Below are 26269 nucleotides of genomic sequence, written 5' to 3' on the forward strand. Positions count from 1 at the left end.
AAAGGAGAGAGACGCTGGGAACTGGGCGATTTAGGGAGAAATAAGAATGCAGTTTAAGGCAACAGGTGAAGTGAAGATAAACATAGCCGTATTGGCATATAGCAATAAGCTTTTATGGGATTGCAGAAATTTTTTATATGCTTTTAGGGGTAAAACAAAGTGTAATCTGGGGATTACATTAACGAAAAATGTGGATGTTATCTTTCGCGGAATGAAATTTATGCCAGGCGGATTCGATTTGGTTGTGGTAGCGGATGTTTTTTGTGAACAAAAATATGACGAATTTGTCAATACCATTACAAAAGATCCCAATCATACAAAAGTCTTCTTTTTTGGAGAGGAACACAAGAATGTGAAAAACATGGGGAGTATGATCACCGTATCGAGTAAAGAGCAGTTGGAGAAACAGTTAAGTAAAGAGATTACAGGATTGCTGTTTGGAGCGTCAGATATAACCTATAAGGGATGATAAGAAGACTGTTAAGTCGGGTAAGTGAGAGGAACGAAGGGATGGGAGAAAGAATATTGCGGGATAGATTAGAAACGCTGAAGATGAAAGATTTAGATAAGTTTGACAGAGCGGCTATTGTTCTGCTCTGCATCCATGGAGTGTCGGCGCATGGCGTGTATGGAGATATTTATAATCATAATTTCAAGGAGAATATTCCGTTCAACGGGATTGGAGATATGGTATTAAAAATAGATCAAATATGCAATTGGCTGAATACCCCGAGAGCGACAACAGAACTCCGTTTTTTTAGCAGGGAAATGGAGAAACAGTATAGGGAATCCTATTCAGACCCTCCTGAGCAAAACATGAAAGCAGATGGTGAGGTTGGTGGAGGAGGGATTGCTTACGAACGGGTAGCAAATGCTAAAGAACTGCTTGTGATTTGGGTGAAATACAGGCAGAATGCCAGTTTGCAGTGAAGTGTGAGAGGGAAACTTACAAAAGGGATTACAGTACATTTTAGAAGTGCACTGGAATTAATGCGCATGATGAGTATGGTAGAGAAGTAGCTAGAAGCCAAGTGTAAAGTGTTTTTTAATAGACAACAAAATAGGAAGAATTGTAATGAAACCAAACAAAAGAGCAAAAAATGCAAGAAAACAGATTTCAGATATCTACCTGGAAGTTGTAAAACTGAGCGATTTCTTAAGCGAGCTACAGCTCCAGGCAGAAAGAGAGTTTGTGAATCAGGAAGATTCTCATGAGTTAGCGGATGAGTATATCATTTTATTTCAAGGTATCACCAAAGCAATCGAACAGTGTCGGCAGGTTGGGGGGAAATTACATGTTCTTGTTGAGGAATAATACTAATATATAAGCAAATTTATGATAAATAGACTAGGAGGAATTTATGATGAACAAAAAAATTGCAGATTTACTTAATAATCAGATTAATCAGGAATTCTATTCTGCATATTTGTATTTAGATATTGCAAATTTTTACACGAAGAAGGGATTGGATGGATTTGCAAACTGGTATCAAATACAGGCGCGCGAGGAACAGGACCATGCTATGCTGGTGTATAAATATCTTCATAATAATGATATGGATGTTGCATTGGGGACGATTGGAAAATCAGAAAAAATATTTGTAACTTTGATAGATCCGTTAAAATTTAGTCTGGAGCACGAAAAATATGTAACAGAATTAATTAATGAAATCTACTTAGAGGCTCAGAAAGTGAATGATTTTCGCACTATGCAATTCTTGAATTGGTTTATTAAAGAACAGGGAGAGGAAGAAAAAAGTTCGTCAGAACAGATTACTAAAATGGAACTGTATGGAAGTGATCCACGTAGTCTGTACATGTTGAACAGTGAGTTAGCTGGACGAGTATATAGGGCTCCTTCACTGGTACTATAAAAATCATATTCGGGAACACAACGAGCTTGTTATAGGACTATTCTGCCGTGAAAGAAACAAGTTGTCCTTGCTAGATATAAGCCAAAATACGGAACATTGTACTATTCATTTTTAAGATAATAGTTTTAATTCTATTGTTTACTGTGGGCTGTGGTCCAAAAAGTTGCCTTTAGATATGGAGGAAGAAATAATTTCATGGGAAAGCCCGCTAGATATAGAAATGATTGATTCAGAGAAAGAGGGAAATTTTTGCATTGCGAGGGTAGTAAGAGGGAGAGCCCAGAATCATCCCAAACAAGTTTTATGAACAACTTGGAGAGTGGGACATCAGGAGTGGCTGATTCAATCATTAGGTCGTTGCTCAATAGTTTTATACAGTTTAGGAGAAGGAAAAATGGGGCGTGCAGAGAGACGGCGAAATGCGAAAAATGAGAGGAAAGAAAAGAAAGCTACATATAATCTGACGAGGGAACAGCTCAATCATATGGTTCATGAAAGAGTTGAGGATGAACTGGATCACATGAGGCAAGAGGCGATGGAGGAAGCGATCAATACTGCTATGCTTCTGTTATTAACTTTGCCTTTGAAAGTTTTAATGGACCATTACTGGAACAAATCCTACACCAAACGGATGCCAGAATTTATTAATTATGTTTTGTCCTATTATGAGCAGTGGCAGAAAGGAGAATTGGATATGGATGAATTAAGAAAGGAACTTTGGGAGTATGGTGGTGTCCGCCTGGAAGAAGTGGAGGACTGATTATGATGAATTAAATGAGCAGATAAAAGAGATTGTAGGGAATATTACTGGGAACAATGTATTAAGGTATATGTGGCAGACTGATGTGAAAGAAAAAAGCGATTAGTGTTGAAAATGAACAGTGCTTCTCTCAGGATAATGAGTTTTTCTGAAGCTATTTGGCTGTTTCAATTGAGTGCATTGGTGATAGCTTGAAGTAAAGGATATTATTAATGTTTAACGATGTTAAAATATAAGGAAAGGGGGGATAAAATATGGTGGATAAAGGTCTTACAGATCAGTTGAAAGGAAAAACTAAGAAGATTGTCGGGGATCTCACCGGAGATACTGTGACTAAAGCTGAGGGCTGGCTTGAGCAGGGCGTGGGAAAAACAAAAAAGGCGATTGCGGATGTTACAGATATCATTGAAGAAGTATCGGAAAAAGCAACAGAGAAACTTGATAAAAAGTGAAAAAAACGAAAGTAAAAGATGAAGAATAGAAACAATTAGGGGAAGAAAGAGTATGAGATAAAAGAGAAAATATCTTTTTATTGCAAAACATTATCGGTGCAATCAATTGGAATAGTTGAATGAGTTTTTGAAGATATTTAGAAAGGATGGCTGGAAAAAAGAATGAGGAAAATATTCTCAGACTGTAGACAACTAGCCTCCTAATAGAGTCTGTGAAAGTTTTTCTGTAATTAAAGATTTATAAGGTCTTCTATGATAAAATAAAAATCATAGGAGGCCTTTTTATTATGGCAAGAGAAAAGAAATCTGTACACAAAGTGCAAATGACGGATGGAAAGCGAAACATCATCCGGCAGCTTCTTGAGGAGTATGAGATTGAATCTGCCCAGGACATTCAGGATGCCCTCAAAGATCTACTGGGCGGTACCATCAAAGAGATGATGGAATCCGAGATGGACGAGCATCTTGGCTATCGCAAGTCAGAACGTTCCGATTGCGATGACTATCGCAATGGCTATAAAACCAAACAGGTGAATAGCAGCTATGGAAGCATGAAAGTCGAAGTCCCACAGGACCGTAACTCCACCTTTGAACCACAGGTGGTAAAGAAACGCCAGAAAGATATCTCTGATATCGATCAGAAGATCATATCCATGTACACTAAAGGGATGACAACACGGCAGATCTCGGAAACACTGGAGGATATCTACGGCTTCGAGGCCTCCGAAGGCTTCATTTCGGATGTGACGGATAAGCTTCTGCCCCAGATTGAAGACTGGCAGAACCGCCCCCTTTCCGATGTCTATCCGGTGCTTTATATCGATGCAATCCACTATTCTGTACGGGATAACGGCGTGATCCGTAAGCTGGCGGCCTATGTTGTACTGGGGATTAATTCAGATGGTTTAAAAGAGGTTCTGACCATCGAGGTTGGCGAAAATGAGAGTGCCAAGTACTGGCTTTCCGTTCTGAACGGTTTAAAAAACCGTGGAGTAAAAGACATCCTGCTCCTCTGTGCCGATGGACTGACAGGGATAAAGGAAGCGATAGCCGCTGCCTTTCCAAAGACGGAATACCAGAGGTGCATTGTCCATCAGGTGCGGAATACGTTAAAATACGTATCAGACAAGGACCGTAAGCTCTTTGCGGCAGATCTCAAAACGATTTACCAGGCGCCAACAGAAGAGAAGGCATTAGAAGCCTTGGAGCGGGGCACAAAAAAATGGTCAGAAAAGTACCCGAATTCCATGAAAAGCTGGCACCAGAACTGGGACGCGATCGTCCCCATCTTTAAGTTTTCAACGACTGTACGCAAGGTTATATATACCACGAACGCAATCGAAAGCCTGAACGCCACATACCGGAAGCTGAATCGTCAGAGGAGCGTGTTTCCAAGCGATACAGCCCTTTTAAAAGCTCTTTACTTGTCAACATTTGAAGCAACAAAGAAGTGGACGATGCCAATCCGGAACTGGGGCCAGGTATATGGGGAACTGAGCCTCATGTATGAGGGCCGACTGCCGATGTAAGAGAATCCAGGACCGTTCAAACCAGGCGGGAATCCGCCTGGTCTTGACATATGCAGTATTGTGCGGTATATATAAACCAAGGGCTGAACGCTCATAGAGAAGCTTTCAGCCCTGCCATTATCATAGAAGAGCTGCTTTTACAGAGATTTCTTCACACACTCTCCTAATAGGAGGCGGTTGTCTTTTTTCTGGCTCTTTGTCAATAGTTGGGGTGGGATTTGTTAAAATCCCGCCCCAATTCTATGAAAAGGGCCCTTTTTATGTTCAGTTCCAGGTTTTACTGATTTTGGGCATGCTAAATAAGCCTCCGCATTACCGACCTTTTTATCCTATGATGTACAGTGAAGTATCCGGGTTCGGAACCGTTTGAAATTCCGGATTCCGTAGCTGCTCCGTTTTAATACCTTTATCTTGTTGTAAATCCTTCTGTGGGACCATTTGTCAACCCGTATTTAAAGGCATTCAGTATTTCTTTTCGCCAGGCCCTGTAGGTCTTAGCACAGGCCTCAAATTCCTTGATCCCACAGCTCTGTGCATTCGCAATCCAGTCATCAAATTCCCTCTGCTGCTGACGATACGCTTCCATCTGGCAGATATCATAAAACCACTCTTTCATGCGGTGTGCCAGACGCAGCTCCTCGCTATAGTGAAGCATTAAATCACAGGCCTGTTTGTTCTCATCTTTCAGCTTTTTATAGCGGGTCAGAATGAGTTTCCGGCTGCGTTTATAATACTTACGCAGAGAAACCGGCATGGACCGCTGCAGCCGTTTGCGTACATTTTCAATCGCCCATGTCATCTGCCGGATGAAATGATATTTATCCACGATGATTGTAGCGTTTGGAAAGAAGGTCTGTGCAAGTTCGGTGTAGGGGCGCCACATATCTCAGACGAAGAACTTTACCTTGAGGCGTTCTTTCCTGGGAATGTTCCGCCAATAATCAGCCAGATGGCTCTGGGTCCGATCCGGGAGAATGTCGAGGATCCGGCGCTTTTTCGGATCAACCAGAATGCACTGATATTTACCGGTAGAAGCATTGCCTTTGAATTCGTCAATGGAAAGCGCTTGTGGAAGCTGGCCAGGCGGAGGATAGCAAATCGTGTCCAGAAGGCGGCAAACCGTCTGGACGGAAACACCGGTAAGCTCTGCGATCTGTTTTAAGGAAAAGGTCTGCCGGAGCAGGGAGACAATGTAAAATGCCAGCCTGCGGGTCCTGCGGTGGTAGCTGGGGAGGAACGAATAGGGTTCCGTGAACCGTTTGCGGCAGTATGGGCAGAGGTAGCGGCGTTTGCGAAGGAGCAGGATTACTTGTTTTCCCAGTAAGGGAATGTCCTGGACTTCTTGTAAACGGTAATCATGAATCCGTTTTGTTTTAGCCCCACAGCAGGGACAAGTCTGTTCTACCGGTTGGGACTGGATGAAAATTTTAATGAAAGAGTCTGCCTGAACCACTTTTTTAATAAAAACACCTTCCAAGTTAAGGAAAGCCTTGGTATAATTAGGGTACATCTATAAGGGGTCACCTCCGTAACATTAAACTTTGGTCGGGATAATGCGTTTAGGAGGCTTCTTATAGATGTATTTTATTACAACGAAAAGAATGTTGGAAGTGTGCTTTTCAGCACACCCCAACATTCAGTATAGAACCCATCTTTTATGCAGAAGAAAAGGAGAACGCCTATGATTAAGAAGAAACTTGCGATACAAATCGCCCAAAGAATTGGAAATGGACGGGAGGAAACAACGAAGTTACTGGATGTTTTATGTGAGGTGCTGGGAGATACTCTGGACGCTGGCGTGTTTGTCCATCTTACGGGGCTGGGGAGACTTACCGTGCGGGAATATCCAGCCCAAAAGGGATTTGATCCTCGAACAAGAGGATTCATCAATATGGCTGCCAAGAAATCCCCAGTATTCAAGGCAAACAAAAGCCTGAAAGGAAAGTCCAATGAAGCGGGGGCTTGACTCAATGGGCTCCGCACGTCCTAGGTGGGGACGCTCTAGGGGACGTAATAAGCATCCGTGGTATGTGACGCTGGGGGGACTGTCCAGTTGTGTAATGCTGGTCGTGTCTCTGTTCATGCTGGGGCATTCACTATTGGGACTGGAGAAATCACAAGTGGTATTTACAACTTTAACTACCCGTGTGGAAGAAGAACGAAAGCGCCCAAAACCAACCACAACTATAGAACTTGTAACAGAGGACACACACGCTTCCTCACCATATGCGGTTCTGAAAGAAGAAAACGGCAATCTGTTTGGCTGGGTGAAAATTGCCGGAACAAAGTTGGACTATCCGGTGATGTATACGCCTGAAGAGCCGGAATACTATCTGCATCGGGCTTTCGACAAAAGTAGCTCTGTCAGCGGTGTTCCCTTCTTGGATGGAAACTACATTGATGGAGGAAAGAACTATCTTATCTACGGTCATAACATGAAAAACGGTACCATGTTTCATACTCTACTGAACTATGTAAAAGCAGATTTTTGGAAGGAACACCCCACCATTACCTTCGATACTCTATAAGATAATGGCACGTATACCGTTATCGGGGTGTTCTATTCCAGAGTGTATTACCAGGATGAAACGGACGTGTTCCGCTTTTATGCCTATCAAGATCTGAGCGATCCAGTTTTGTTCTCCGAGTACGTGGACAACGTGACGGCGGCCTCTTTGTATGATACGGGGGAAACAGCAAAGTATGGGGACACGCTTCTGACTTTGGTGACATGTAGCTATCACGCGGAAAATGGGCGGTTTGTTGTGGTGGCCCGGAAATGTTGATTGATATATTTGCAAGTGAGGGCTATATCTGGGGAAATTAGAAGGATATCCAGCTATCAAACAGATGCGATTGTAAATTTTCACTTGAAAAATAAGGAGTTTATTAGGGGTATGAAAAAATACATTGAGATTATTCGATGCATTGCGGAAGAGATTTGCGTTTTTGTTCCAGGAATTTAAAAGCATTTATATCTCATTCAGCGGCAGCAAGGATAGCGATGTTCTTTTGAATTTGCTGCTGTATTACTGGAATAATCATGCTTCAGATCGTGTGATTGGCGTATTCCATCAGGATTTTGAGGCGCAGTATACCGTGACTACGGACTATATTACCCGCACTTTTAAGCGCCTGGAAAACGAATACGGCATAGAGCTTTACTGGGTCTGACTTCCTATGGTAACACGGACAGCGCTGAGTAGTTACGAAATGTATTGGTATCCTTGGGATGATACAAAGCAGGATATATGGGTGCGTCAGATACCAAAGTATTCCTATGTCATTAATCTGACGAAGCCGTTTGCCTACTATCGCTACAGGATGCATCAGAGAGATTTTGCAAAGCATTTTGGCCGATTCTACAAGGAGGAGCATGGGTATGGCAGGACGGTCTGCCTGCTTGGTATGCGAGCGGATGAGCCTCTGCAGCGGTACAGCGGATTTGTTAATAAAAAATATAGGTATCATAATGAGGGCTGGATTTCCAAGCAATTCAAAGATGTATGGTGTGCTTCAACTTTATACGACTGGTCAAACTCCGATGTGTGGTGCGCGAATTATTGATTTGATTATGACTACAATAATTTATATGATCTCTTTTAAATCAAGACCGGTTAGTAGAGTGAATCTATGGTATGTTCAGATGATATGGGGAAAGAACAGAATCTTTGTGAACAACTCAGAGAGATTGACATCAGGAGTGACTGATTTAATCATTAGGAAGCTGATATGGCGCGGTATATATGACCAGCTGGGCTAGCGCGAGAGAGGGCAGGACATTGATGGCCGCTTCCCGGCTCCCAAGAGCGAGGAGATATTGGATTGTGTTCTGCTGGAGGTAGAACTGGCGGTTGAGCTGCTGTCAACTCTGCAAGAGCAGGAACCTACGGAACCGGCAGTTGGAATCGTCCTGGGCTGGGAGCTACCAGTCCAGGCGGTGGTGAGTGGATTGGAAACGCCCCGCTCTTATTTGGAGCTGGTGCAGGAGGAGCATACCCCGTTGTAAGGGATGACTTGATGGGCCGCGCCCCATAAGAACTAAGCAAGGAAAATGTTGGTGGAAGGACATCACGGCCAGGCTGGACGACAGGGATGCATATACCGCTTTGGAAAAAGGAAGCAAGAAGGAATAACCTTTGGAGAAGACATCTTTTCGGGACTAATGGAGGAAAATCATGTTGGCAAAGAAGTTTAAAAGTGTCCTGTGTCAACTGGGCATGGAGCGACTGGAACACCCACTGTTTTACCATGCGCCAGTGGGAATCCGGTTCAGAATAGGTGGGGAAGAGACGATATACTTAGATGGAAAAATCAATTCTGACTATGTTCAGGGTGCGCTGGATCGGGCGGCTGCGATTTACCGGAGCCTTCCGAATCCACCAGATATCCTACGGATCGATGGATATCCCGAAAAAGAAACAGATGAGTCTGTACTGACTATGGTTCGGAAGATGTCCGGGCTTCCTGTCCCCCAGGAGCAGGAAGCATCCGTAGGATTGGATGAAGATGGCGATGCCCATAGGCAGATTCGCTTTTATTGGGACCTTAGGCGTGTTTTGTTCTGTCCAGAACAGCTTATTCGGGAAATTATCCTGGGAGACATCGGCGGTTGGTCCGGCTTTACGTCTAATGTTTATCTGGCAGGCCCTGGTCCCTACCTCTACCATCTGTACGATGACCGGGGGCTGGATGTGCTGGGCAGTTCACAGGAACTGCTGCTGCCTCTCTACCGCCAATTTCATAGCTGGATTTTAGAGTATGATCTGGAGCAGATTGATCGCCTGTTTGCTTCAGAAGACTAACCACCCTGACAGAAATTTATCAGTGATGGCCGACTTTTTTCGCTATAGCTGGATTCTACAGAGAGGCGAGCGGGTATTCAACCTTGGAGTGGACACGAAGAAGGGGTGGAATCTGAAGTTATTCAACGACATCCTACGGGGCAGTTTTGGGAAGATCAGCGGCCATGGAATTACCCTGGGCGGTATTATTGTGAATTCCGGTAATTTCGGCTGGAAAGCCAGTGGTAAAACAACTCCTATCGAAAAAAACACTCCTAGCTATCATGGGGACTCGTTTGTGGAAGCGGCAGCCCCGGCGGCCTTTGTCACCTATATCCATGCCATTCTTCTTCGCGATAAAGGTGCAACTCTTTCCCACTTCAACGCATTTCTGTTTTTGTAGGGCATGGAACCGCCTTTCTCTACGCCTGGAACGTCACGCAGAAAATACAAAGAAAATGATGGACTATCTAGACCATCATCCACAGGTGGAAAAAGTCAATCATCTCAGCCTGCCGGCTCATCCTAATCACGCATTGTACACAAAGTATTTCCCAAATGGAGGAGCCAGTATCTTCACCTTTTAGATTAAGGGTGGCCAGGAGAAATCCTGGAGGTTTATGGACAATCTATAAATTTTCTCCCTGCTTGCAATGTAGCCGATGTAAAGAGCCTCGTAATCCACCCTGCCAGTATCACCCATTCCCAACTCTTCCCGGAAGAATTGTTGGAACAGGGCATTAAGCAGAATACAATCCGCCTGTCCATCGGCACAGAGCATATTGATGATATTATTGCAGACTTAGAGAATAGGTTTGCTTCATTAAAATAAGTGATGTGAATGAAATTGAGGTAAAAGGGAGTCAGGCTTGAGCTGGGAAATTATCGGGAAATATTTGCCGTTGTACCTTTCTGGTTTCACTGAAATGCAGCCGGACAACATAATAGGTAGTATCCCAATCTTTTTTACTAATGCGGGCGTGTTCTTTTTCCCTACGCCGGTCTGGGGGTTCCACTATCATTTCAGAGGATTTTTTCTCGGTGCTTAAAGGGTCATATACTTCTTTATCGGGCACAGCCCACCGGAGATGAGTTGTCAAGGGCATTTTAATCAAGTTTTCAAAAATTCAAAAATGGCAGCCTTTCAATCTACGCTATTTCCAGGATTTTCCCTCGATTTTTCTGCGTCTTTTGCATATAATAAGAGTAGGGAAAATCCTACTTTCCATGTTTCAGAAAGGTGGTGTAAAATCATATTAGCAAATACGTTTGTAGACAATGCAAAAGTCATGGCAAAGGGGCAGGTCACAATTCCCAAAGATATTCGGGAAGTACTCGGCGTGGCAAGTGGTGATCGCATTACGTTTATCGTTGAGGGAAACACCGTCCGCATAGTTAATTCTGCTGTCTACGCTATGCAGGTGCTTCAAAAGGAGATAGCCGGAGAAGCGGAACGCGCTGGCTTAACCTCCGATGATGATGTCATGGAGTTTGTGAAAGAATTGAGAAATGAGGATGAGAACGAATGAGGGGGTTGATTGATACCAATGTCCTGAGCTCTGCCGCTTTAAACGCAAACGGCATTCCCTTTCAGGCGTATGTAAAAGCGGTGTCCTATCCCAATCATGGGCTGATCTGTGAGCAGAACGTGGACGAAATGAAGCGGGTATTTAGTAAGACAAATTCTAAAACTAATATCTTCCCATAATAAAAACTACCTTTTTCTTAAAACTATAGCAGTATCTCTCCTTAGTGAGCTACTGCTATAAATATATCCTATAATTAATAAATTTGTTGTGAATTATTTACAACTTGAGAGTTTTACTATTCGATAAATCTAAAGTAACGGTTGCTGTTTCAAAGTGTATTTCAAATACTATCAGTGATTTCCCACCATATTCTATTGTTTCTCGATAATCAGGTATCTTCTCGCAAAAACAATCTGCCAAATCAAAAATATTTTTTTTACTCTTTATAGCAGTTCCCCTCACTTTTATATGCTCGTTTTCTTTTTTGGGAATTGTTGTAAAGGCAACATTTTGATTTTGTTTCATTTCTTTTACTTTATCGTTATTTTTAAATGTTGCAAAGTATACAATATTATTTTCTGGATTGAAATAATAATTGACAACTCTAACATTTGGAATGCCGTCTGTTCCGATTGTTGCCAATGCAAGGTCAGTCTGTTCTGCCATCATTTTTTGAAATTCTTTTAGTGTATCCATAGAAATCCTCCTTTTATTATTGATACGTAAATAGTATAATATAAAAAGGTATCAGAACATGACATCATTTAGCGAAATAAGGAGGTTTAAACAAATGCGTAAATCAACACGATTGAATGACATGATGATTTTTTTAAATGATAAAAGTTATTTTAACTTGAAAGATATTATGCAAGAGTACGGAATATCTAAAAGTACAGCAATTCGAGATATACAATCTTTAGAAGAAATCGGTATGCCCATATTTTCGGAAACTGGAAGAAATGGACGTTATGGGATTTTGAAAAATAGACTTCTTTCACCAATTATTTTTACTGTTGATGAAATGTATGCTTTGTATTTTGCTATGCTAACTTTAAACGCCTATGAATCGACTCCTTTTCATTTAAGTATTGAAAAGTTAAAGAAAAAGTTTGAAACTTGCTTGTCTGATGAACTTATTAAAACTATTAATAAGATGGAACATACATTAAGCCTTGAGGGGACTAAGCATTATAATAGTAGCCCTTTACTAAAAGATATTTTAGAAATGGCAGTAAAAGATACGGTGTGCTGTATCTCTTATAAAAAAGGCGAATTCGTATCAGAAGTACAAGTGCAGTTTTTTAATATATCTTCATCTTTTGGACAATGGTATGTTACAGGTTTTAATTATGACAGGCAAAGAGTTCAAGTTTTCCGTTGTGATAAAATTATCGATATTTCAGAAAGTGAGTGCTATATACCGAAGCCAAGGCAAGAACTTCTAAATCGTTCGACAAATATATTTAAGTCTGAAAATGCTACAGATTTTGAAGTTCAAATATTAGATAAAGGAGTGGATTTATTTTATAAAGAAAATTATCCCTCAATGGAATTAGTCAAATATGATGGACAATATAAAATAAAAGGATTTTACAACGTAGGGGAAGAAAGATTTATTGCTGATTATTTCCTTTCATATGGAAAATTGATTAAGTCTATTTATCCAGAGCATTTAAAAAAACTTGTATCGAAACGAGCAAAAGAATTGTACCAATATTACGATAATCTATAAAAATAAGGCATATAATTTTATGTGTTTGTATGCTTATGAATTTATTTTACAATCTTCCAGTTGCTATCCTTATATAGCACAAGTTCAAACTGTGATACCTATGTTGTCTTTGTCTGATTATCAATGAATTTCATGGCAACTTTGACTTTCACATTATTCTCATGGCAATAAAATTCCCCTTTATTCCTCTTGATTATCTCAAAACAGCAAAGAAAAAGTCCTGTCAAGAGTCTTACCAACGTAGGTGGTGCTTGCACTCTTGATCGGACTTTTTGTTTGTTGTATCTTCTGTGAGAGGATAAAGGATATTCATCTTGAACATCAAAATATTCATATTTACAATAACCTTGCGTTTGGCGAATGGAACATACGGGGGCATGCGCTTGTGTCCCTCTGTGCTTTCCCCGAACATATCAAGGCTGTAAAACTCATCATAGCGGTCTAAAATCTTCTGAAATTTCAAATGCTTGACAAACTCTTTGATTGGGTAAAGGTTGGACGCTGTGATGTCTTTGCCATTGATATAATCTGTGACATATTCCCTTAACTGTTCTAATTCGTATTCCAGCCATTCTTCCTCGCTGTCAAAGAAGTTTCATAATGACCGTGTTTCAATTCAGCACTTAATCGTTCTTCCCCTCTGACAGACTTCTTTCTCTATATGAGAAGCAAATTTCCATGTACCTGACAGCATTTCATTCGGTGCAACTTCTAACACAACCATTATCTTTTCCAGTGTTTCAAAGGTAGGATAATACACACCTCTTTCAATCTTGGAAAGACTTTGTAGGTTGATACCGATAGCATCGGCAAGTTCTTGCTGCTTCATCCCTTTTAGTTTCCTGAACGTCTGTATATTTGGTCCAAAATGCTTATCATTCATAGAACATCTTCTCCTTTCAATTGCTTTATAAGCTTATGATGATTATTAATATTGAAAATTCAAGAAAAAGTTCTTAAAAAGTAATTCTATTGGCGTTATTATCATAGCAGATAGAGCGATTGAAAACAATGAGGTCAATCACACGACTGAGTAAGCATTTAGAGAAGATATTTTCACTTTGATAGCATAAATGAGCATGGACTGTCAGACTGAAAATCGTGGTTTCCAAAAGGGGCTGGCTGGACGGGGCACATCCTCCAGACGTGTTTCGGACAGACAGTTCCTTTTGGAAAGGGAACGCCGTAGGCGTTGGGCAAGGACGTATATGTAACACTGCCCTGCGTATACATGTTATAGTACCTAGAAACTGTGATAGATAAAGGAAAATTTGCAATTTATCCCCCGTAAAAAATCAGGAAGTACGAAAGGCGTAATGCAGTATCGTAACACACGAAAATTTATCCGTTAAGATTGATTACATCAGCATTGTATTTGAAACTGCAACCGCTGAAGATGTAATCACACACATTTTAGATTTACTGCCTGACATTTTCAATGTTTATCCAGCAACCGTAAAATTCAAGACATATCAGACACGCCGGGAGATTGGAGATATTTATGTATCGGGCGATGCAAAAAAGATAGAGGACAATACAAAAGGACTTGGCTGTTATCTTGTGATGACGGACAAAGGGTGTGATGATATTTTTTAAATCCTCGACAGCAGAAATTTAACTTTTGGAGATATGTTCAGACGCTGTGAAAGAAGATACGGGCTGTATAACTTTCATTTTACAAGGCTTGATGTTGCCATAGATGATAAGAACGAAAAACCATTCTTTACCTTAGAGCAGATAAAGAAGAAATGCGAAAAAGAGGAATTTATAGCAAACAGTGAGGGCTATCACTTTGACGAAAGCAAGTTTGATGATTTTGATACCGCAAAGACGGGTTATATCGGTGCTGGAAAGTCGGGATTGTTCTACCGTTTTTATGACAAAGACAAGGAAGTTTGTTTAAAATACAACAAGACGCTTGATGAAGTCGGCAGTTGGAAAAGGACAGAAATGTAACTGCGTGATGATAAGGCTCATGACTTTGCCATGACATCCATGACATTTAAGGATAGACAGGTGGAACTTGGAGAACTGGCTTTCGGTTTGCTGGCTGATAATATACGCTTTGTTGTGCCAAATAAAAATGAAAGAAATAAGAGTAGATGAAAAACGTGTCGGTTTTGGGAACGCTTTTTAGGGGCTGTGGAAGTCTTGAAACTGTATATACCCAAACAACACAATTCCTACAATACCATTAACAACCATAAACGCTCGTTAAAAGCGTCATTCTACATAGCCATACAAGATGATTATGTGAGGAAGAACCCCTTTGATTTCTAGATGGGAGTCAAGACCACCGGCTTAGCTGGTGGTCTTGACTGATACAGAGATTGGAAGAGTAATAGTTATAATTGCCATCCGGTGGCTTCTACACAGAATTTAAGGAAATTCCGGTAAATTCCGTCCTTTTTACTGAGCTGCTCATGGGTGCCCTTTTGCTTGACTTGCCCATTATCAATCACAATAATCTGGTCAGCTTTTTGTACAGTACTCAATCGGTGGGCTATGGAAATTAAAGTCTTATTTTTAGTCAGCTCCTCAATCGCAGATAAAAGAGCCTGTTCATTTTCAGGGTCAACACTGGAGGTCGCTTCATCTAAAATGACAATGGGTGCGTCTTTTAAAATTGCCCGTGCAATGGAGATTCTTTGTTTTTCGCCGCCAGATAATGTAGATCCGCTTTCGCCAATTATAGTCTGATATCCATCCGGCAAAGCCATAATAAAGTCATGACAGCAGGCTCTTTTTGCTGCCTCCATTACTTCTTCAAGTGACGCATCAGGCTTCCCAAACTTAATATTATTTTCGATTGTGTCATGGAATAGATAAACCTTTTGGAAAACCATACTGATACAGTCAAGCACACTGTCAGCGGTATAGTCTTTCACATTTTGGCCGCCAATACACACAGAGCCTTCCTGAACGTCCCAGAAACGAGCGATTAAGTTACATAATGTCGTTTTACCGCTTCCTGACGGACCTACAATCGCACATGTAGTATGTTCTGGTATGTTTAAGGAAATGTGGTCAATAATTCTGCGGGAACCATAGCCAAATGATACATCTTTTAATGAAATCTCATAATTGGAAGGATGGAGTTTATCTGTAGTGGTGTCCATCTGGGGAATATTTGTCACTTCCTCCAAACGGTCTAATTCGGTATTTATTTTCTTGCTCAAGAATGCACTGTTTCCCATAGTTTCCAAATCAGAATAAACGGTGAATGCACAAAACAAAAATGTCATACAGAATGGTAGGGAAATTTTTCCGTCCATGTATAAGATACCAGCAATAGCGATTAAGACGCAGCTCATCAATTTATAGACAAGGCCATATAGCCGGAGAACACCTGCGGTTGCCTTTTCCTGCGAATAATCAGCGTCCCATTTCTTTTGAAATGCGGTGTGTACCTCTTGCTGGCCGCTTTTGCCGTTTGAAAATGAACGGAGAACAGCAATCCCACGTATGTACTCTAAACATTTATTAACCAGATTTTCCTGGGCAGCCTGATAAATTGGCGAATGTTCTGCGGCCCGCTGTCTGACCAGGCGTAATACTGTCAGGCCAATTACTAAGCCTATCATACTTAGTGTCCCTATTATTGGATTAAAAAAGAACATCATGAAAGACATAAGGAATGCCATGGCAACACCACTGGTCATCTGTTCGATAGCCATCATTGAGTAACCTTCCAGATCCGCTATGGTAGTGGTTAAAATTGTTTGGATGGTTCCAAGGTTCTGCTCTGAAAAATAACCCATAGGTGCTTGTTTTAATCGCTCACCAATTTCTAAACGGTAATCACGGAAAATATCATAACCGGTTCCGCTCATGGTACGGTCACTCATCCATTGGAAAAAGAAACGTCCAAGAATACTAATAAGAATGATAATTACAGCTTTTAAAATTATTGAGGAGGTCAGTGTATCAAGGTTCAACATGATTAAAAATACACTGAGCATCATAAAGCTTTGAAAAAAGGATTTTAAAATATTGCACAGTATTCCAACTGTTATTTTTTTTCTGCTGGAGCCGGCGATTTGATAAATACGAGAAATCATTTCAAACATCTAAGATTCTCCTTTCGTTTTGGAAGTTACCGCATCTGAATAATTCTCCCACATTTCCTTATAAAGAGGGCAGTTCTCTAACAGTTCATTTTGCGTTCCGCATCCGGCTATTTTCCCATCAGCTACAACAAGGATTTGATCGGCATTGCGGATTGTATTCAGACGATGTGCAACAACAATTAGGGTTTTCCCGGAAATTAACTTACTGATTGCTTCTTGTATCAGTGCTTCATTTTCCGGGTCTGCATAGGCAGTTGCTTCATCAAGAATAACCACGGAAGCTTTTTTTAGCATGGCACGCGCTATGGTGATACGTTGGCGTTCTCCACCAGATAGGCGGTCTCCGGCATCTCCGGCCATAGTGTCGTAGCCTTTTTCTAATTGCATGATAAAATCATGGCAGTTTGCAGCTTTTGCAACGGTTTCTATTTGTTCGTCCGTTGCGGCTGGATTTCCCATGCGGATATTATCACGGATGGTTTTATCAAAAAGAAAGTTATCCTGTGCAACATAACTGATTTCTCCCATCAGCTGCTCAAAGGGGATGTTGCGAATATCCTGTGAACCAAAAAGCACAGTCCCGGAGGTGGCATCCCAAAACCCCGCCATTAATTTGGCTATGGTAGATTTACCAGATCCGGATGGGCCGACAATCGCTGTCATTGATTTCGGTGACGTCTTAAATGAGATATCGTGCAGCACTTCACTTTTGTTATAACCAAAGCAAACGTGACTAAATTCAAATGTCGGTTCTGTGAGAGTAACCGGGTCCGCAGGCCGCTGCAGTTCAGGAGTTTTTAAGAAGGCAGTAACTTGTTCAAGGTTTCCTTTGATCATACTCACCTGCTCCATGGCTTCCGATACTTTCATCAGCGGCCCTGTAAAGCCAAGGGGGACAATAAGACATATCATCAGAACCGGTAAAGTAATCGAACCATTCATAAAAAGCAAAGCACCGATAGGAAGCGTGCCAAGTAAGGTGGAGGGAAGGACTGCGCGAGCGGCCGCATTCCATAGCCAGCACTCGCTCCACCATTCCATGGTGCAGTCGTGGAAGTAATTGACAGCTTTTGAGTATTGACCATAGGACGAGCTGGACCGGTTAAAAGCTTTAATGACCTGAATACCATTTACATATTCCACAAGAGAACTGTTCATTTCATTCGCAGAACACATATAGTTTTCCATACGGGAGGCATATCCGCGCATCATGGCAGCGAAAAACAAACCTCCCAACGGGACAGTAATTAAAGAGGCCAGCCCCATACGCCAATCCAAAATAAAGATTAATAGAATACTGCATAGCGGTGCTGTAATGTGGGACGGAAGTTCAGGCATAAAATGGGCCATAGAATCCTCTAGCTTTGCTACATTATCTACAATTAAGTTTTTAAAACTGCCGGAAGGGGTTTCCAACATGACGCCCATGGGAACCTTCGCCATTTTATCGGCAATTTTTTCACGTATATTTTGTAAAATAGTAAAGGAAATACGGTGGGACAGAAGGGACGACCTCCATATAAGGAATGTCTTAATGCACTGGCAAAGTGCCGCGATTCCCGCCAATATCACCGTATCTTTAGTAGTAGCTGTTCCGAAATAGAGTGAATCTGCCAACATAGCCAGCATAAGGAATGGAACCATACCAAATAGTTCCCCTAAAACGGCCATAAGAATGGAAAATTTCATTTTCCCCTTGCTACTGCCAACAAACATAAAAAGCTGTCGGATTGCCCCCGGTTCTTTTGATTTCATATAAACATCTTCCTTTCTGCTAATCAGAATTGGTAAATGGGTATTGATTTTTTAGGAAAAGGGTGGTAAAATCTATATTACAGCGTAATATTACAGTGTAATATAGTATAGAATGGAGGGGAGGAAATGTCAAGGGATTTCCAGCAAACTCATGAAAAGCTTTTGGCCTGTGCAAAGAAACACTTCTTAGAATTTGGCTTTGAAAGAGCCAGTATTAGGGAAATCTGTAAAGACGCAAATGTAACCAATGGTGCCTTTTACAATCATTTTGCTGATAAGGAAGCTTTATTTGGTTCTTTAGTGGAATCAGTTGTTCAGACAATCCAAAAGATATATTCAGAATCAATAGATAAGCATTTTGATTTAGTAAAAACAGATGAGCTTAAGAATTTGTGGAGGCTGTCAGAAAGCACGATTATCCAGATAATTGAATATATTTATGAGAATTTTGATGTATTCAGGCTGCTTCTGATGTACTCGTCAGGAACAAAGTATGCAGGCTTTTTAGACGACTTGGTACGCGCAGATGTGCAGGAGACAATAAAACTCATTGCAGAATTAAAAGCACGCGGTGTACCTGTCAATGATTTAGATGAGGACGAGTGGCATATGTTGGTCCATTCTTACTATGCTTCAATTGCGGAAATTGTTATGCACAATTATCCAAAGCCAGCTGCATTGAAGTATGCCCATACGCTATCGGTATTTTTCAGCTCGGGCTGGCAAACTGTTTTGGGGATTTAATCCCCAAAAAATTTCCCTGACGGTTAGCTGCATCTAACTATAAAACATGAAATTAGTCATAACGAAAGGACGATTAAAATGCAAAAATCTAATAAACTAAATGGAAAAGATCTTATCAATGTAGGAATTTATACTGCCATGACTCTTGTAATATTTTTTGTTTTCGGATTACTGACCTCACTGCCTGTAATATATCCATTCCTCCTGTTTATCTGGCCGTTTGTATGTGGCATTCCTATGATGCTGTACTACACAAAAATCCAAAAATTTGGGATGCTGACAATTACAGGTGTCATCTGCGGTCTGTTTTTCTTTCTTATAGGCTATACATGGATTGGGCTGGTGGGGTGGACACTGGGCGGAATTCTTGCTGATATTGTGTTAAAGGCCGGCCAGTATAAAAGCTTTAAAGTTACCTTCCTAAGCTATGCGTGTTTTTGTCTTGGGATGATGGGATGCCCTGCGAATCTTTGGATTGCCGGTCAGTCCTACTGGGAAAATATTCACAGCTCCATGGGGGACCAGTACGCAGAAACATTACAATCTATGATGCCATCATGGATGATGTATGCAGGATTTTTGATTTTGTTTGTCGGCGGGATTTGCGGTGCTTTGCTCGGTCATAAAATGCTGAAGAAGCACTTTGAGAGGGCGGGTATTGTTTGATGCACATGCTTGCTGTTACAGAGACGAAAGGATTCCATTTAGACCCACGGACAAAATTACTGCTGATGGCCGTTGTAGCTACCGCCGAGTTTTTATACGGCCATACTGCTTTTATGCTTGCAGTGGCTTTGATACCTTTTATTCTATTACTTACAAACAGGCAGTATAAGGCAGCAACCATTTTTATAGTTCTGTTTGTAGCTGCTTTGGTGGTTAAGGAAATCCAAAACTCAATTCGTTTTCATATGGTTGTCAATATGGTTGTAGTTTTATTGGTGGGATTGGTTTTAAGGCTTTTTCCTGCTTTTGCAATGGGAAATTACATAATTAAGTCTACTACTGCCAGTGAGTGTATTACATCACTGAGCAGAATGCATATCGGTAGGAATATTACCATTCCTCTTTCTGTATTATTTCGCTTTTTACCTACCATGCAGGAAGAGTCAGCAGCTATTAAAGACGCTATGAGAATGAGGGAAATCCAGTTTGGTACGAAAAAATTTTGGCAGAATCCAATGGCACTGCTTGAATATCGTTTCATACCGCTTATGATTTCGGTTGTAAAGATTGGTGATGAACTGTCTGCAGCAGCATTAACCCGTGGGTTGGATAATCCAGCGGATCGGTCAAGTATAACGAGAGTTGGATTTACCTGTTACGATGCCATTGCGGTAGTAATTTCAGGCGTTATGCTGTTTGTCACCTTATTTATTATTAAATGGTAGAAGGGGAAGTGAAATGATAGAAATAAAAGATGTGTCCTTTACCTATGAAAGCGGAGAATCAGAGAATAGCCTGCGTAATATTAATTTGAAAATCAAAGATGGAGAGACTGTTTTACTGTGTGGTGAATCTGGTTGCGGTAAAACAACTTTGACACGCCTGATTAACGGATTGATTCCACATTATTATAATGGACAGTTAACGGGACAGATTTATTTGGATGGGAAAGAGGTAAAGGATTATCAGCTATATCAGATTGCTCCCATGGTTGGCTCTGTATTTCAAAACCCGAGAACACAGTTCTACAATGTAGATACGACAAGCGAGATTGTGTTTGGATGCGAAAATATGGGGTTGCCGGTGCAGGAAATGCTGGCAAGGCTTGAGAATACAACAAAATGCCTTAAATTAGAAAATCTGCTTGGACGGAGCCTGTTTGCTTTATCTGGTGGAGAAAAGCAGAAGATAGCCTGTGCATCGGCAGATGCTATCTGCCCGAATACTTTTGTTTTGGATGAACCGTCCTCTAATTTGGATATTTCTTCGATAAAAGATTTAACAGAAGTAATTCGCCAATGGCAATCTGAAAATAAAACAGTAATTGTTGCCGAACACCGCCTTTATTACCTGGCTCCATATGCGGACCGAATCATATATATGAAGCGCGGAGAGATATGTAATGAATATACAAGAGAGGAATTTTTGGGACTAGACCCAAAAGAGTTAAAGAAAATGGGATTACGTGCATTAAATCCATTTGACTTGATGCCTGAAAAAACCCCTGAAGCAAATGAAAAAAGCCTGCAGATTGATAATTTTTGGTTTTCATATGAAAAACGGGGATATCCGATTGTAAACATACCGGATTTAACATTGCCGCAGGGAGAAATCATTGGAATCATTGGTGACAATGGAGCTGGTAAATCCTCTTTTGCCAGATGTCTATGCGGATTAGATAAATCTTCAAAGGGCACTTTGAAATTAAATGGCAATGCCCTTAATGCGAAGAAGCGCCGGCATATTTCCTATATGGTAATGCAGGATGTAAATCACCAGCTTTTTACAGAAGATGTTCTTGATGAACTTTTGCTGAGTATGGATGGAGAAAATGAGGAAGAGGACAAGGTTCGGGCACAAGAAATTTTGGCCGGGCTTGATTTGTCGGATAAACTGAAACTGCACCCAATGTCATTATCCGGTGGAGAGAAGCAGCGAGTTGCTATTGGCAGTGCGGTTGCATCTGGAAAAGAAATAATCATATTTGATGAACCCACCAGCGGGTTGGATTATAGACATATGCTTGAGGTTTCAGAAAAATTAATACAGCTAAAAGAAATGAAAAAAACGTTGTTTCTGATAACGCATGATCCTGAACTGATATACAAATGCTGTACACATCTTATGTTTATTGAGCATGGCCGTATATTATGGCATCGGCCTATGGATAACGAGGCTGTAAGACTTTTACAGGAATTTTTCTCCCACGAAAAGGGTAGTTCAGCAATGGCTATATAAAAACGAATGAGTACTTTGAAGTGAGCTGAGAGAAATGTTATATGTCATAAGGACTAAAGAGAACTTATTTCGGATAAAGAAAATGTAAGAGTAAGCTGTAAGTTAATATAATGATTCAGGCCGCAGTACTTTTTATAATAGATGACAATGTCGATTTATCAAAAAGTCTGCGGCAATTATTTTATAAATTTGTTAAAAAGTTATTTTGGGAGGAAACGTATGACCATAAAAAATCGGTATTTTCCATTTGTGTCCGAAAATGTAGCTGACAGTAATAAGGGGACTATCTTGTTTTGCTTTCATCATGCAGGAGGAACGGCGACAACATATCGGCCGTGGACTTTGAAATCTAATGATTCAGTGATCATTATGTGTGTCGAGCTGCCTGGAAAGGGAACCAGGCGGACTGAAAGAATGGCTGTTGATTTTAATGAGATTCTGCCGGAACTGTCATTGCAAATTGCTGATGTTAGCTGCGGCAGAAAAATTGTCCTGTATGGGCACAGTATGGGGGCAGCAATGGCGTTTTATACGGCACATTATTTGTGGAATCAATTAGACAGAAAATGTGAAAAAATAATTGTTGCCGGGCGTCAGGCTCCGGATCAGGAAAATCCCTATGAATTTAAGACCTATATGAATGATGATGCTTTAATTGAGGAGTTAGTTCGGTATAATGCCACACCAAAGGAAGTGCTAGAAAATAAAGAGCTGCTGAATTTTATTCTTCCGGGTCTGCGTCAGGATTATATATTAAATGAAAGTCTGGTTTATCATGGAGAAGTGTTGGATATACCGATAGTAGCGCATACTGGAAGCCAGGATTACGAGGCAAATGCAGAGATAATGAATTTGTGGAAACATATGACAACCAATATCTTTCAGTTGAATTTGTTCGAGGGTTCCCATTTCTTTGTTACAGATTTAGGCAATAAGTATAGGGATATTGTGATACAGGAAGCAATTAATAAACGGGAGGATTAAGCCTATGAAGGAAAACATTTCGATTATAAAAGGGATGGACACGTTAAGAACAATTGCAGAGGAACGGAAGGTATCGGTTAATGTACTGCTAAAGGGAATCGCAGTGGAAATATATTATCGTTGGTTTGCAAATGAAACAGCAATAGAATATGTGACGCTGAATGATTTGATTAGTGAGGTAATCGACAGGTCTAAGGATAAAGATACCATAGTTATCAATGATTACGTGTGCAGTGTAATGTGCAACAATGATAAGGCTGTTCTGTGCATTGAGTGTGAGCAGTTGGAATGTGATATGATGGAAGGCTTGAGTGCTTTTACTGAGGAAATTATTTTGGAGTGGGCAGATTTAGCTGATAATGCTCCAATGGTCCACCAAATTCCGAGAAATCAGATGGCTGTCAGGAAGAACAGGAATAGGACGAAAAAAACATTTTCAGATGAATGCCTACATCATGGATTTTTTGAAAATGCGGCAAATGCGCCTGGGAAAGCAGCACTTATATATTACAAGAATGGAAATAAAGAAGAAATTAGTTATTCCTGCTTACAGGATATGATTTTAAAGTTAGCTGGATATTTAAAGGAAAATGATGTAAAAAGCGGAACGCTGGTCGGTGTAAGTATACCCAAAGGCATTAATCAGGTTATTGCCGTTTATGGTATTTTGGCGGCAGGAGCAACATATGTGCCTATTGGCGTTCACCAGCCTGTAGAAAGAAAAAAGAAAATTATAGATACTGGAAGAATAAGGTATATCGTAACAAGCAATGAAATGAGGTCAGAAGAAGATTTAGGAGTATCTGTGATCTGCCTTGAAGCGGTTCTTCAGAAAGCGTTACCGGCAAAAGAACCTGGCTTTCCCGAAACGAACCAACCGGCTTATATTATTTTTACATCGGGTACAACTGGTATACCTAAAGGTGTGGTTATCTCCCATAGTGAGGCCCATAATACAATAGCCGATATAAATCAACGATTTAATATAGGTAGGAATCATACTGGGATCGCTATTTCAGACTTGGATTTTGATTTATCTGTTTATGATATTTTTGGATTGTTATCAGCTGGGGGAACCTTGGTGGTGTTGAGTGAGGAAACAAAAAGGGAGCCTGTATTTTGGAGAAAAGCAATTATTGATGCGGGCGTAAATGTTTGGAACTCGGTTCCGGCACTGTTTGATATGTTATTAACCACCTGTGAAACTGATAAACAAATGCTGCCGCTTCAACTGGTTTTATTATCCGGAGATTGGATTAAGATGGATTTATATGACAGGCTGAAAGCAATCAGTGAATGCTGTAAGTTTGTTTCTCTGGGAGGAGCAACGGAAGCGGCCATATGGTCTAATTATTTTGTTGTGGACGGTATTGACAGCAGCTGGAAGTCAATACCATATGGTGAACCACTAAGCAATCAGTATCTGAGAGTTGTTGATGGTAATGGATATGATTGTCCGGATTATGTAAATGGGGAACTGTGGATTGGCGGGGACGGTGTGGCAGAAGGCTACTTAAATGACCCTGAATTAACAGATGCGAAGTTTGTTGCAATAGATGGGGTAAGGTGGTATAAAACCGGCGATTTGGTCCGGTATAATTCTGCAGGGATTGTAGAATTTCTGGGTAGAATCGACAATCAGGTTAAGATTAATGGCTACCGAATCGAATTGGGAGAAGTAGAAAATGTTATTAAGCGTTCTCCGGACGTTTCTAATGTAGTGGTAGGTGTGGTTGATGAGAAAGGAAAAAAGGAATTAGGAGCTGTGATTGTTCCGAAAATAAATGCTGCTGTCAATGTACATATTACTTGTTGTGAGGATAACAACAAATATTCGGATTTCCATATGAAGGAACGTGAAAGAGTTGTCAGGCAGTTGATTCTTGAATTCTGTCATATGCAATCAAGGGTATCAGCAGAGTATAGGCCGATTATAGAATTTTGGGAGGGCTGGCTTGAATGCCATATGGAATATTCAGCAGATATATTTTACGCCAGAGAGGAAATGGAACCATTGCAAAAGGTTATGAATGCAAGGAATCTTTTTGCGGAGATACTCACGGGGGAGCAACGTGTGGAGGAGCTGCTTCGGAGGGAGGAGGTTTCACCAGAGTTCTGGTCTTTAAAGGGGGAAGATACGAAGTACTTTTTAGACAAGATACTGGCAGGCGATATAAGTAACAGGAAAATCGCAGTTTTGGGTGCAAGAACAGGAGAAATTATAAAGCAATACTGGGACGGATTCTGCCAGGCAGAGGAGATAACGTTATTTGATACTTCAGCGGGAATATTGAAGTTGGCACAGGAAAAACTGGGAGGAATGAATGCAAATATCCGCTATTGCAGTACATACAATGAGGGTGTGGAAGAATCGGAACTGAATAAATATGATATTGTTTTGGCGGTAAATCTATTGCATACCTATGAGGAACCTTTAAAGGAAGTGGAGTGGGCAGCGCTTCTGCTGAAGAGGGAAGGGGACTTTTATGCAATCGAGTATGAGGAGTTAGACCCCATGGGTATTCTTATTTCTGGTTTGCTGGAGAATGGATTTGTTAATAGAAAGCGGGGAAGACGAGAGCATACGCCTTTACTATTATTGGATGATTGGAAAAATATTTATGGACAGGCTCCTTTTGGAGAGGTTGCAATAAACAGAAGAGGAAGATTGGGAGCTCTGTTAATCCACGCTAAAAACGTAACACCAGAAGTAATAGAAATGAGATCTCGTATATTAGAATACATGAATGAAAATCTGACGGCCTACATGATTCCGACTAAACGCATGATTGTAAAGCAAGTAGTGTTGAGCAAAAATGGAAAGGTGGATAGACAGCAGACATTAGCGTTATTGGCTGTAAAGCAAACAGCGGAAAAGGAGAGTATCATACTTCAGGGAATTGAAGCTGATATTGCAGAGCTTTGGACAAACATTCTGAGTTGCAAAATATTTGATAGGAGCCAGAGCTTTTTTGAATCGGGCGGAGATAGTCTATCAGCAACTCGGTTTCTGGCGGAAATCAAGAAGAAATACTCTGTGGATATACCATTAAAGGATATCTTTAGCACGCCATCTCTCAAGTCTGTTGCGGATCTGCTTCAGGCCAGGCTTGCGGAGAATGAAGGTATGGTTGAAGGCGAGATATAAAACT

Annotated in this window: 26 protein-coding genes and 4 pseudogenes; 25 read left to right on the top strand and 5 right to left on the bottom strand. The window is 40.9% G+C overall.

What is annotated here, in order from left to right; all coding sequences use genetic code 11:
* Nucleotides 1-46 precede the first annotated feature (46 nt).
* From CGC65_RS09000 to CGC65_RS09030, 7 genes are all read left to right on the top strand, one after another.
* Nucleotides 47-469, top strand: coding sequence for a hypothetical protein (locus CGC65_RS09000; protein ID WP_002565964.1), 423 nt, complete (start codon nt 47-49; stop codon nt 467-469).
* Nucleotides 470-510: 41 nt separating this feature from the next.
* Entirely contained in the window at nt 511-930 is a 420-nt protein-coding gene (locus CGC65_RS09005; protein WP_002565965.1) for a hypothetical protein, read from the top strand.
* Between the two features lie 145 nt (nt 931-1075).
* Nucleotides 1076-1315, top strand: a complete 240-nt coding sequence (locus CGC65_RS09010) for a hypothetical protein (protein ID WP_002565966.1) — start codon at nt 1076-1078, stop codon at nt 1313-1315.
* Nucleotides 1316-1361: 46 nt separating this feature from the next.
* Nucleotides 1362-1874: a ferritin gene (locus CGC65_RS09015; protein ID WP_002565967.1), complete on the top strand. Its 513-nt coding sequence runs from the start codon at nt 1362-1364 to the stop codon at nt 1872-1874.
* A gap of 394 nt (nt 1875-2268) precedes the next feature.
* A complete protein-coding gene (locus CGC65_RS09020) occupies nt 2269-2634 on the top strand; it encodes a hypothetical protein (RefSeq protein WP_002565968.1) in 366 nt (121 codons plus the stop codon).
* 254 nt (nt 2635-2888) lie between these two features.
* The gene (locus CGC65_RS09025; RefSeq protein ID WP_002565970.1) at nt 2889-3086 is read left to right on the top strand and encodes a CsbD family protein; all 198 of its coding nucleotides are present in this window, start codon (nt 2889-2891) and stop codon (nt 3084-3086) included.
* 287 nt (nt 3087-3373) lie between these two features.
* Nucleotides 3374-4615 carry an IS256 family transposase gene (locus CGC65_RS09030; RefSeq protein ID WP_093979938.1) on the top strand — a complete coding sequence of 414 codons (1242 nt, stop codon included), beginning with the start codon at nt 3374-3376 and terminating at the stop codon, nt 4613-4615.
* A 329-nt stretch (nt 4616-4944) separates the two neighbouring features.
* Here CGC65_RS09030 and CGC65_RS09035 read toward each other — a convergent pair.
* A pseudogene (locus CGC65_RS09035) lies at nt 4945-6125 on the bottom strand (ISL3 family transposase).
* A 171-nt stretch (nt 6126-6296) separates the two neighbouring features.
* Here CGC65_RS09035 and CGC65_RS09040 point away from each other — a divergent pair.
* The 8 genes and pseudogenes from CGC65_RS09040 to CGC65_RS09080 all read left to right on the top strand — a co-directional run bounded on the left by CGC65_RS09040 (nt 6297) and on the right by CGC65_RS09080 (nt 11107).
* Nucleotides 6297-6581, top strand: coding sequence for an HU family DNA-binding protein (locus CGC65_RS09040; protein WP_002565743.1), 285 nt, complete (start codon nt 6297-6299; stop codon nt 6579-6581).
* Nucleotides 6582-6714: 133 nt separating this feature from the next.
* Nucleotides 6715-7143: a class B sortase gene (locus tag CGC65_RS09045; RefSeq protein WP_235622199.1), complete on the top strand. Its 429-nt coding sequence runs from the start codon at nt 6715-6717 to the stop codon at nt 7141-7143.
* Between the two features lie 382 nt (nt 7144-7525).
* Nucleotides 7526-8179 (top strand): annotated as a pseudogene (locus CGC65_RS32425) (phosphoadenosine phosphosulfate reductase); the annotation flags it as partial.
* A 256-nt stretch (nt 8180-8435) separates the two neighbouring features.
* Nucleotides 8436-8624 (top strand): hypothetical protein, encoded by a 189-nt coding sequence (locus CGC65_RS09060; protein ID WP_007036551.1) that lies wholly within the window; start codon nt 8436-8438, stop codon nt 8622-8624.
* Between the two features lie 169 nt (nt 8625-8793).
* A complete protein-coding gene (locus CGC65_RS09065; RefSeq protein WP_002565739.1) occupies nt 8794-9420 on the top strand; it encodes a DUF3885 domain-containing protein in 627 nt (208 codons plus the stop codon).
* 154 nt (nt 9421-9574) lie between these two features.
* Nucleotides 9575-10231: pseudogene (locus CGC65_RS32430) on the top strand (PLP-dependent transferase); the annotation flags it as partial.
* A gap of 457 nt (nt 10232-10688) precedes the next feature.
* Complete coding sequence (locus CGC65_RS32435; RefSeq protein WP_002565737.1) at nt 10689-10928, top strand: AbrB/MazE/SpoVT family DNA-binding domain-containing protein; 240 nt, start codon at nt 10689-10691, stop codon at nt 10926-10928.
* Nucleotides 10925-11107: a hypothetical protein gene (locus CGC65_RS09080; protein ID WP_002565736.1), complete on the top strand. Its 183-nt coding sequence runs from the start codon at nt 10925-10927 to the stop codon at nt 11105-11107. Before CGC65_RS32435 ends, CGC65_RS09080 begins: the two co-directional genes overlap by 4 nt.
* Nucleotides 11108-11204: 97 nt before the next feature.
* On the opposite strand, the gene CGC65_RS09085 is transcribed toward CGC65_RS09080, so the two are convergent.
* Complete coding sequence (locus tag CGC65_RS09085; RefSeq protein ID WP_002565735.1) at nt 11205-11624, bottom strand: pyridoxamine 5'-phosphate oxidase family protein; 420 nt, start codon at nt 11622-11624, stop codon at nt 11205-11207.
* Between the two features lie 94 nt (nt 11625-11718).
* Between CGC65_RS09085 and CGC65_RS09090 the strand changes: the two genes are divergently transcribed.
* Complete coding sequence (locus CGC65_RS09090; RefSeq protein WP_002565734.1) at nt 11719-12660, top strand: helix-turn-helix transcriptional regulator; 942 nt, start codon at nt 11719-11721, stop codon at nt 12658-12660.
* A 616-nt stretch (nt 12661-13276) separates the two neighbouring features.
* Here the strand turns inward: CGC65_RS09090 and CGC65_RS32785 are convergent.
* A complete protein-coding gene (locus tag CGC65_RS32785) occupies nt 13277-13543 on the bottom strand; it encodes a helix-turn-helix domain-containing protein (protein ID WP_002565733.1) in 267 nt (88 codons plus the stop codon).
* A 470-nt stretch (nt 13544-14013) separates the two neighbouring features.
* Here CGC65_RS32785 and CGC65_RS32790 point away from each other — a divergent pair, with 470 nt between their 5' ends.
* From CGC65_RS32790 to CGC65_RS31540, 3 genes and pseudogenes are all read left to right on the top strand, one after another.
* Entirely contained in the window at nt 14014-14256 is a 243-nt protein-coding gene (locus CGC65_RS32790; protein ID WP_268742030.1) for a hypothetical protein, read from the top strand.
* A gap of 33 nt (nt 14257-14289) precedes the next feature.
* Nucleotides 14290-14616, top strand: coding sequence for a replication initiation factor domain-containing protein (locus tag CGC65_RS32795; RefSeq protein ID WP_002565732.1), 327 nt, complete (start codon nt 14290-14292; stop codon nt 14614-14616).
* Nucleotides 14617-14802: 186 nt separating this feature from the next.
* Nucleotides 14803-14937: pseudogene (locus tag CGC65_RS31540) on the top strand (phage integrase SAM-like domain-containing protein); the annotation flags it as partial.
* A 68-nt stretch (nt 14938-15005) separates the two neighbouring features.
* Here the strand turns inward: CGC65_RS31540 and CGC65_RS09110 are convergent.
* A complete protein-coding gene (locus CGC65_RS09110) occupies nt 15006-16730 on the bottom strand; it encodes an ABC transporter ATP-binding protein (RefSeq protein ID WP_002565731.1) in 1725 nt (574 codons plus the stop codon).
* Entirely contained in the window at nt 16731-18485 is a 1755-nt protein-coding gene (locus tag CGC65_RS09115; RefSeq protein ID WP_002565730.1) for an ABC transporter ATP-binding protein, read from the bottom strand. It abuts the gene before it with no gap.
* A 126-nt stretch (nt 18486-18611) separates the two neighbouring features.
* On the opposite strand from CGC65_RS09115, the gene CGC65_RS09120 reads away from it, so the two are divergent.
* From CGC65_RS09120 to CGC65_RS09145, 6 genes are all read left to right on the top strand, one after another.
* The gene (locus CGC65_RS09120) at nt 18612-19229 is read left to right on the top strand and encodes a TetR/AcrR family transcriptional regulator (RefSeq protein WP_002565729.1); all 618 of its coding nucleotides are present in this window, start codon (nt 18612-18614) and stop codon (nt 19227-19229) included.
* A gap of 78 nt (nt 19230-19307) precedes the next feature.
* Nucleotides 19308-19895, top strand: coding sequence for an MptD family putative ECF transporter S component (locus tag CGC65_RS09125; RefSeq protein ID WP_002565728.1), 588 nt, complete (start codon nt 19308-19310; stop codon nt 19893-19895).
* Nucleotides 19895-20620, top strand: coding sequence for an energy-coupling factor transporter transmembrane component T (locus CGC65_RS09130; RefSeq protein ID WP_002565727.1), 726 nt, complete (start codon nt 19895-19897; stop codon nt 20618-20620). Before CGC65_RS09125 ends, CGC65_RS09130 begins: the two co-directional genes overlap by 1 nt.
* A 13-nt stretch (nt 20621-20633) precedes the next feature.
* Complete coding sequence (locus tag CGC65_RS09135; protein WP_002565726.1) at nt 20634-22133, top strand: ABC transporter ATP-binding protein; 1500 nt, start codon at nt 20634-20636, stop codon at nt 22131-22133.
* A gap of 219 nt (nt 22134-22352) precedes the next feature.
* A complete protein-coding gene (locus CGC65_RS09140; protein WP_002565725.1) occupies nt 22353-23117 on the top strand; it encodes a thioesterase II family protein in 765 nt (254 codons plus the stop codon).
* 4 nt (nt 23118-23121) lie between these two features.
* Nucleotides 23122-26265, top strand: a complete 3144-nt coding sequence (locus tag CGC65_RS09145; protein ID WP_002565724.1) for an amino acid adenylation domain-containing protein — start codon at nt 23122-23124, stop codon at nt 26263-26265.
* Nucleotides 26266-26269: the final 4 nt, after the last annotated feature.

Origin of the sequence: Enterocloster bolteae (genome assembly GCF_002234575.2) — a bacterium.
Taxonomy (GTDB): domain Bacteria; phylum Bacillota; class Clostridia; order Lachnospirales; family Lachnospiraceae; genus Enterocloster; species Enterocloster bolteae.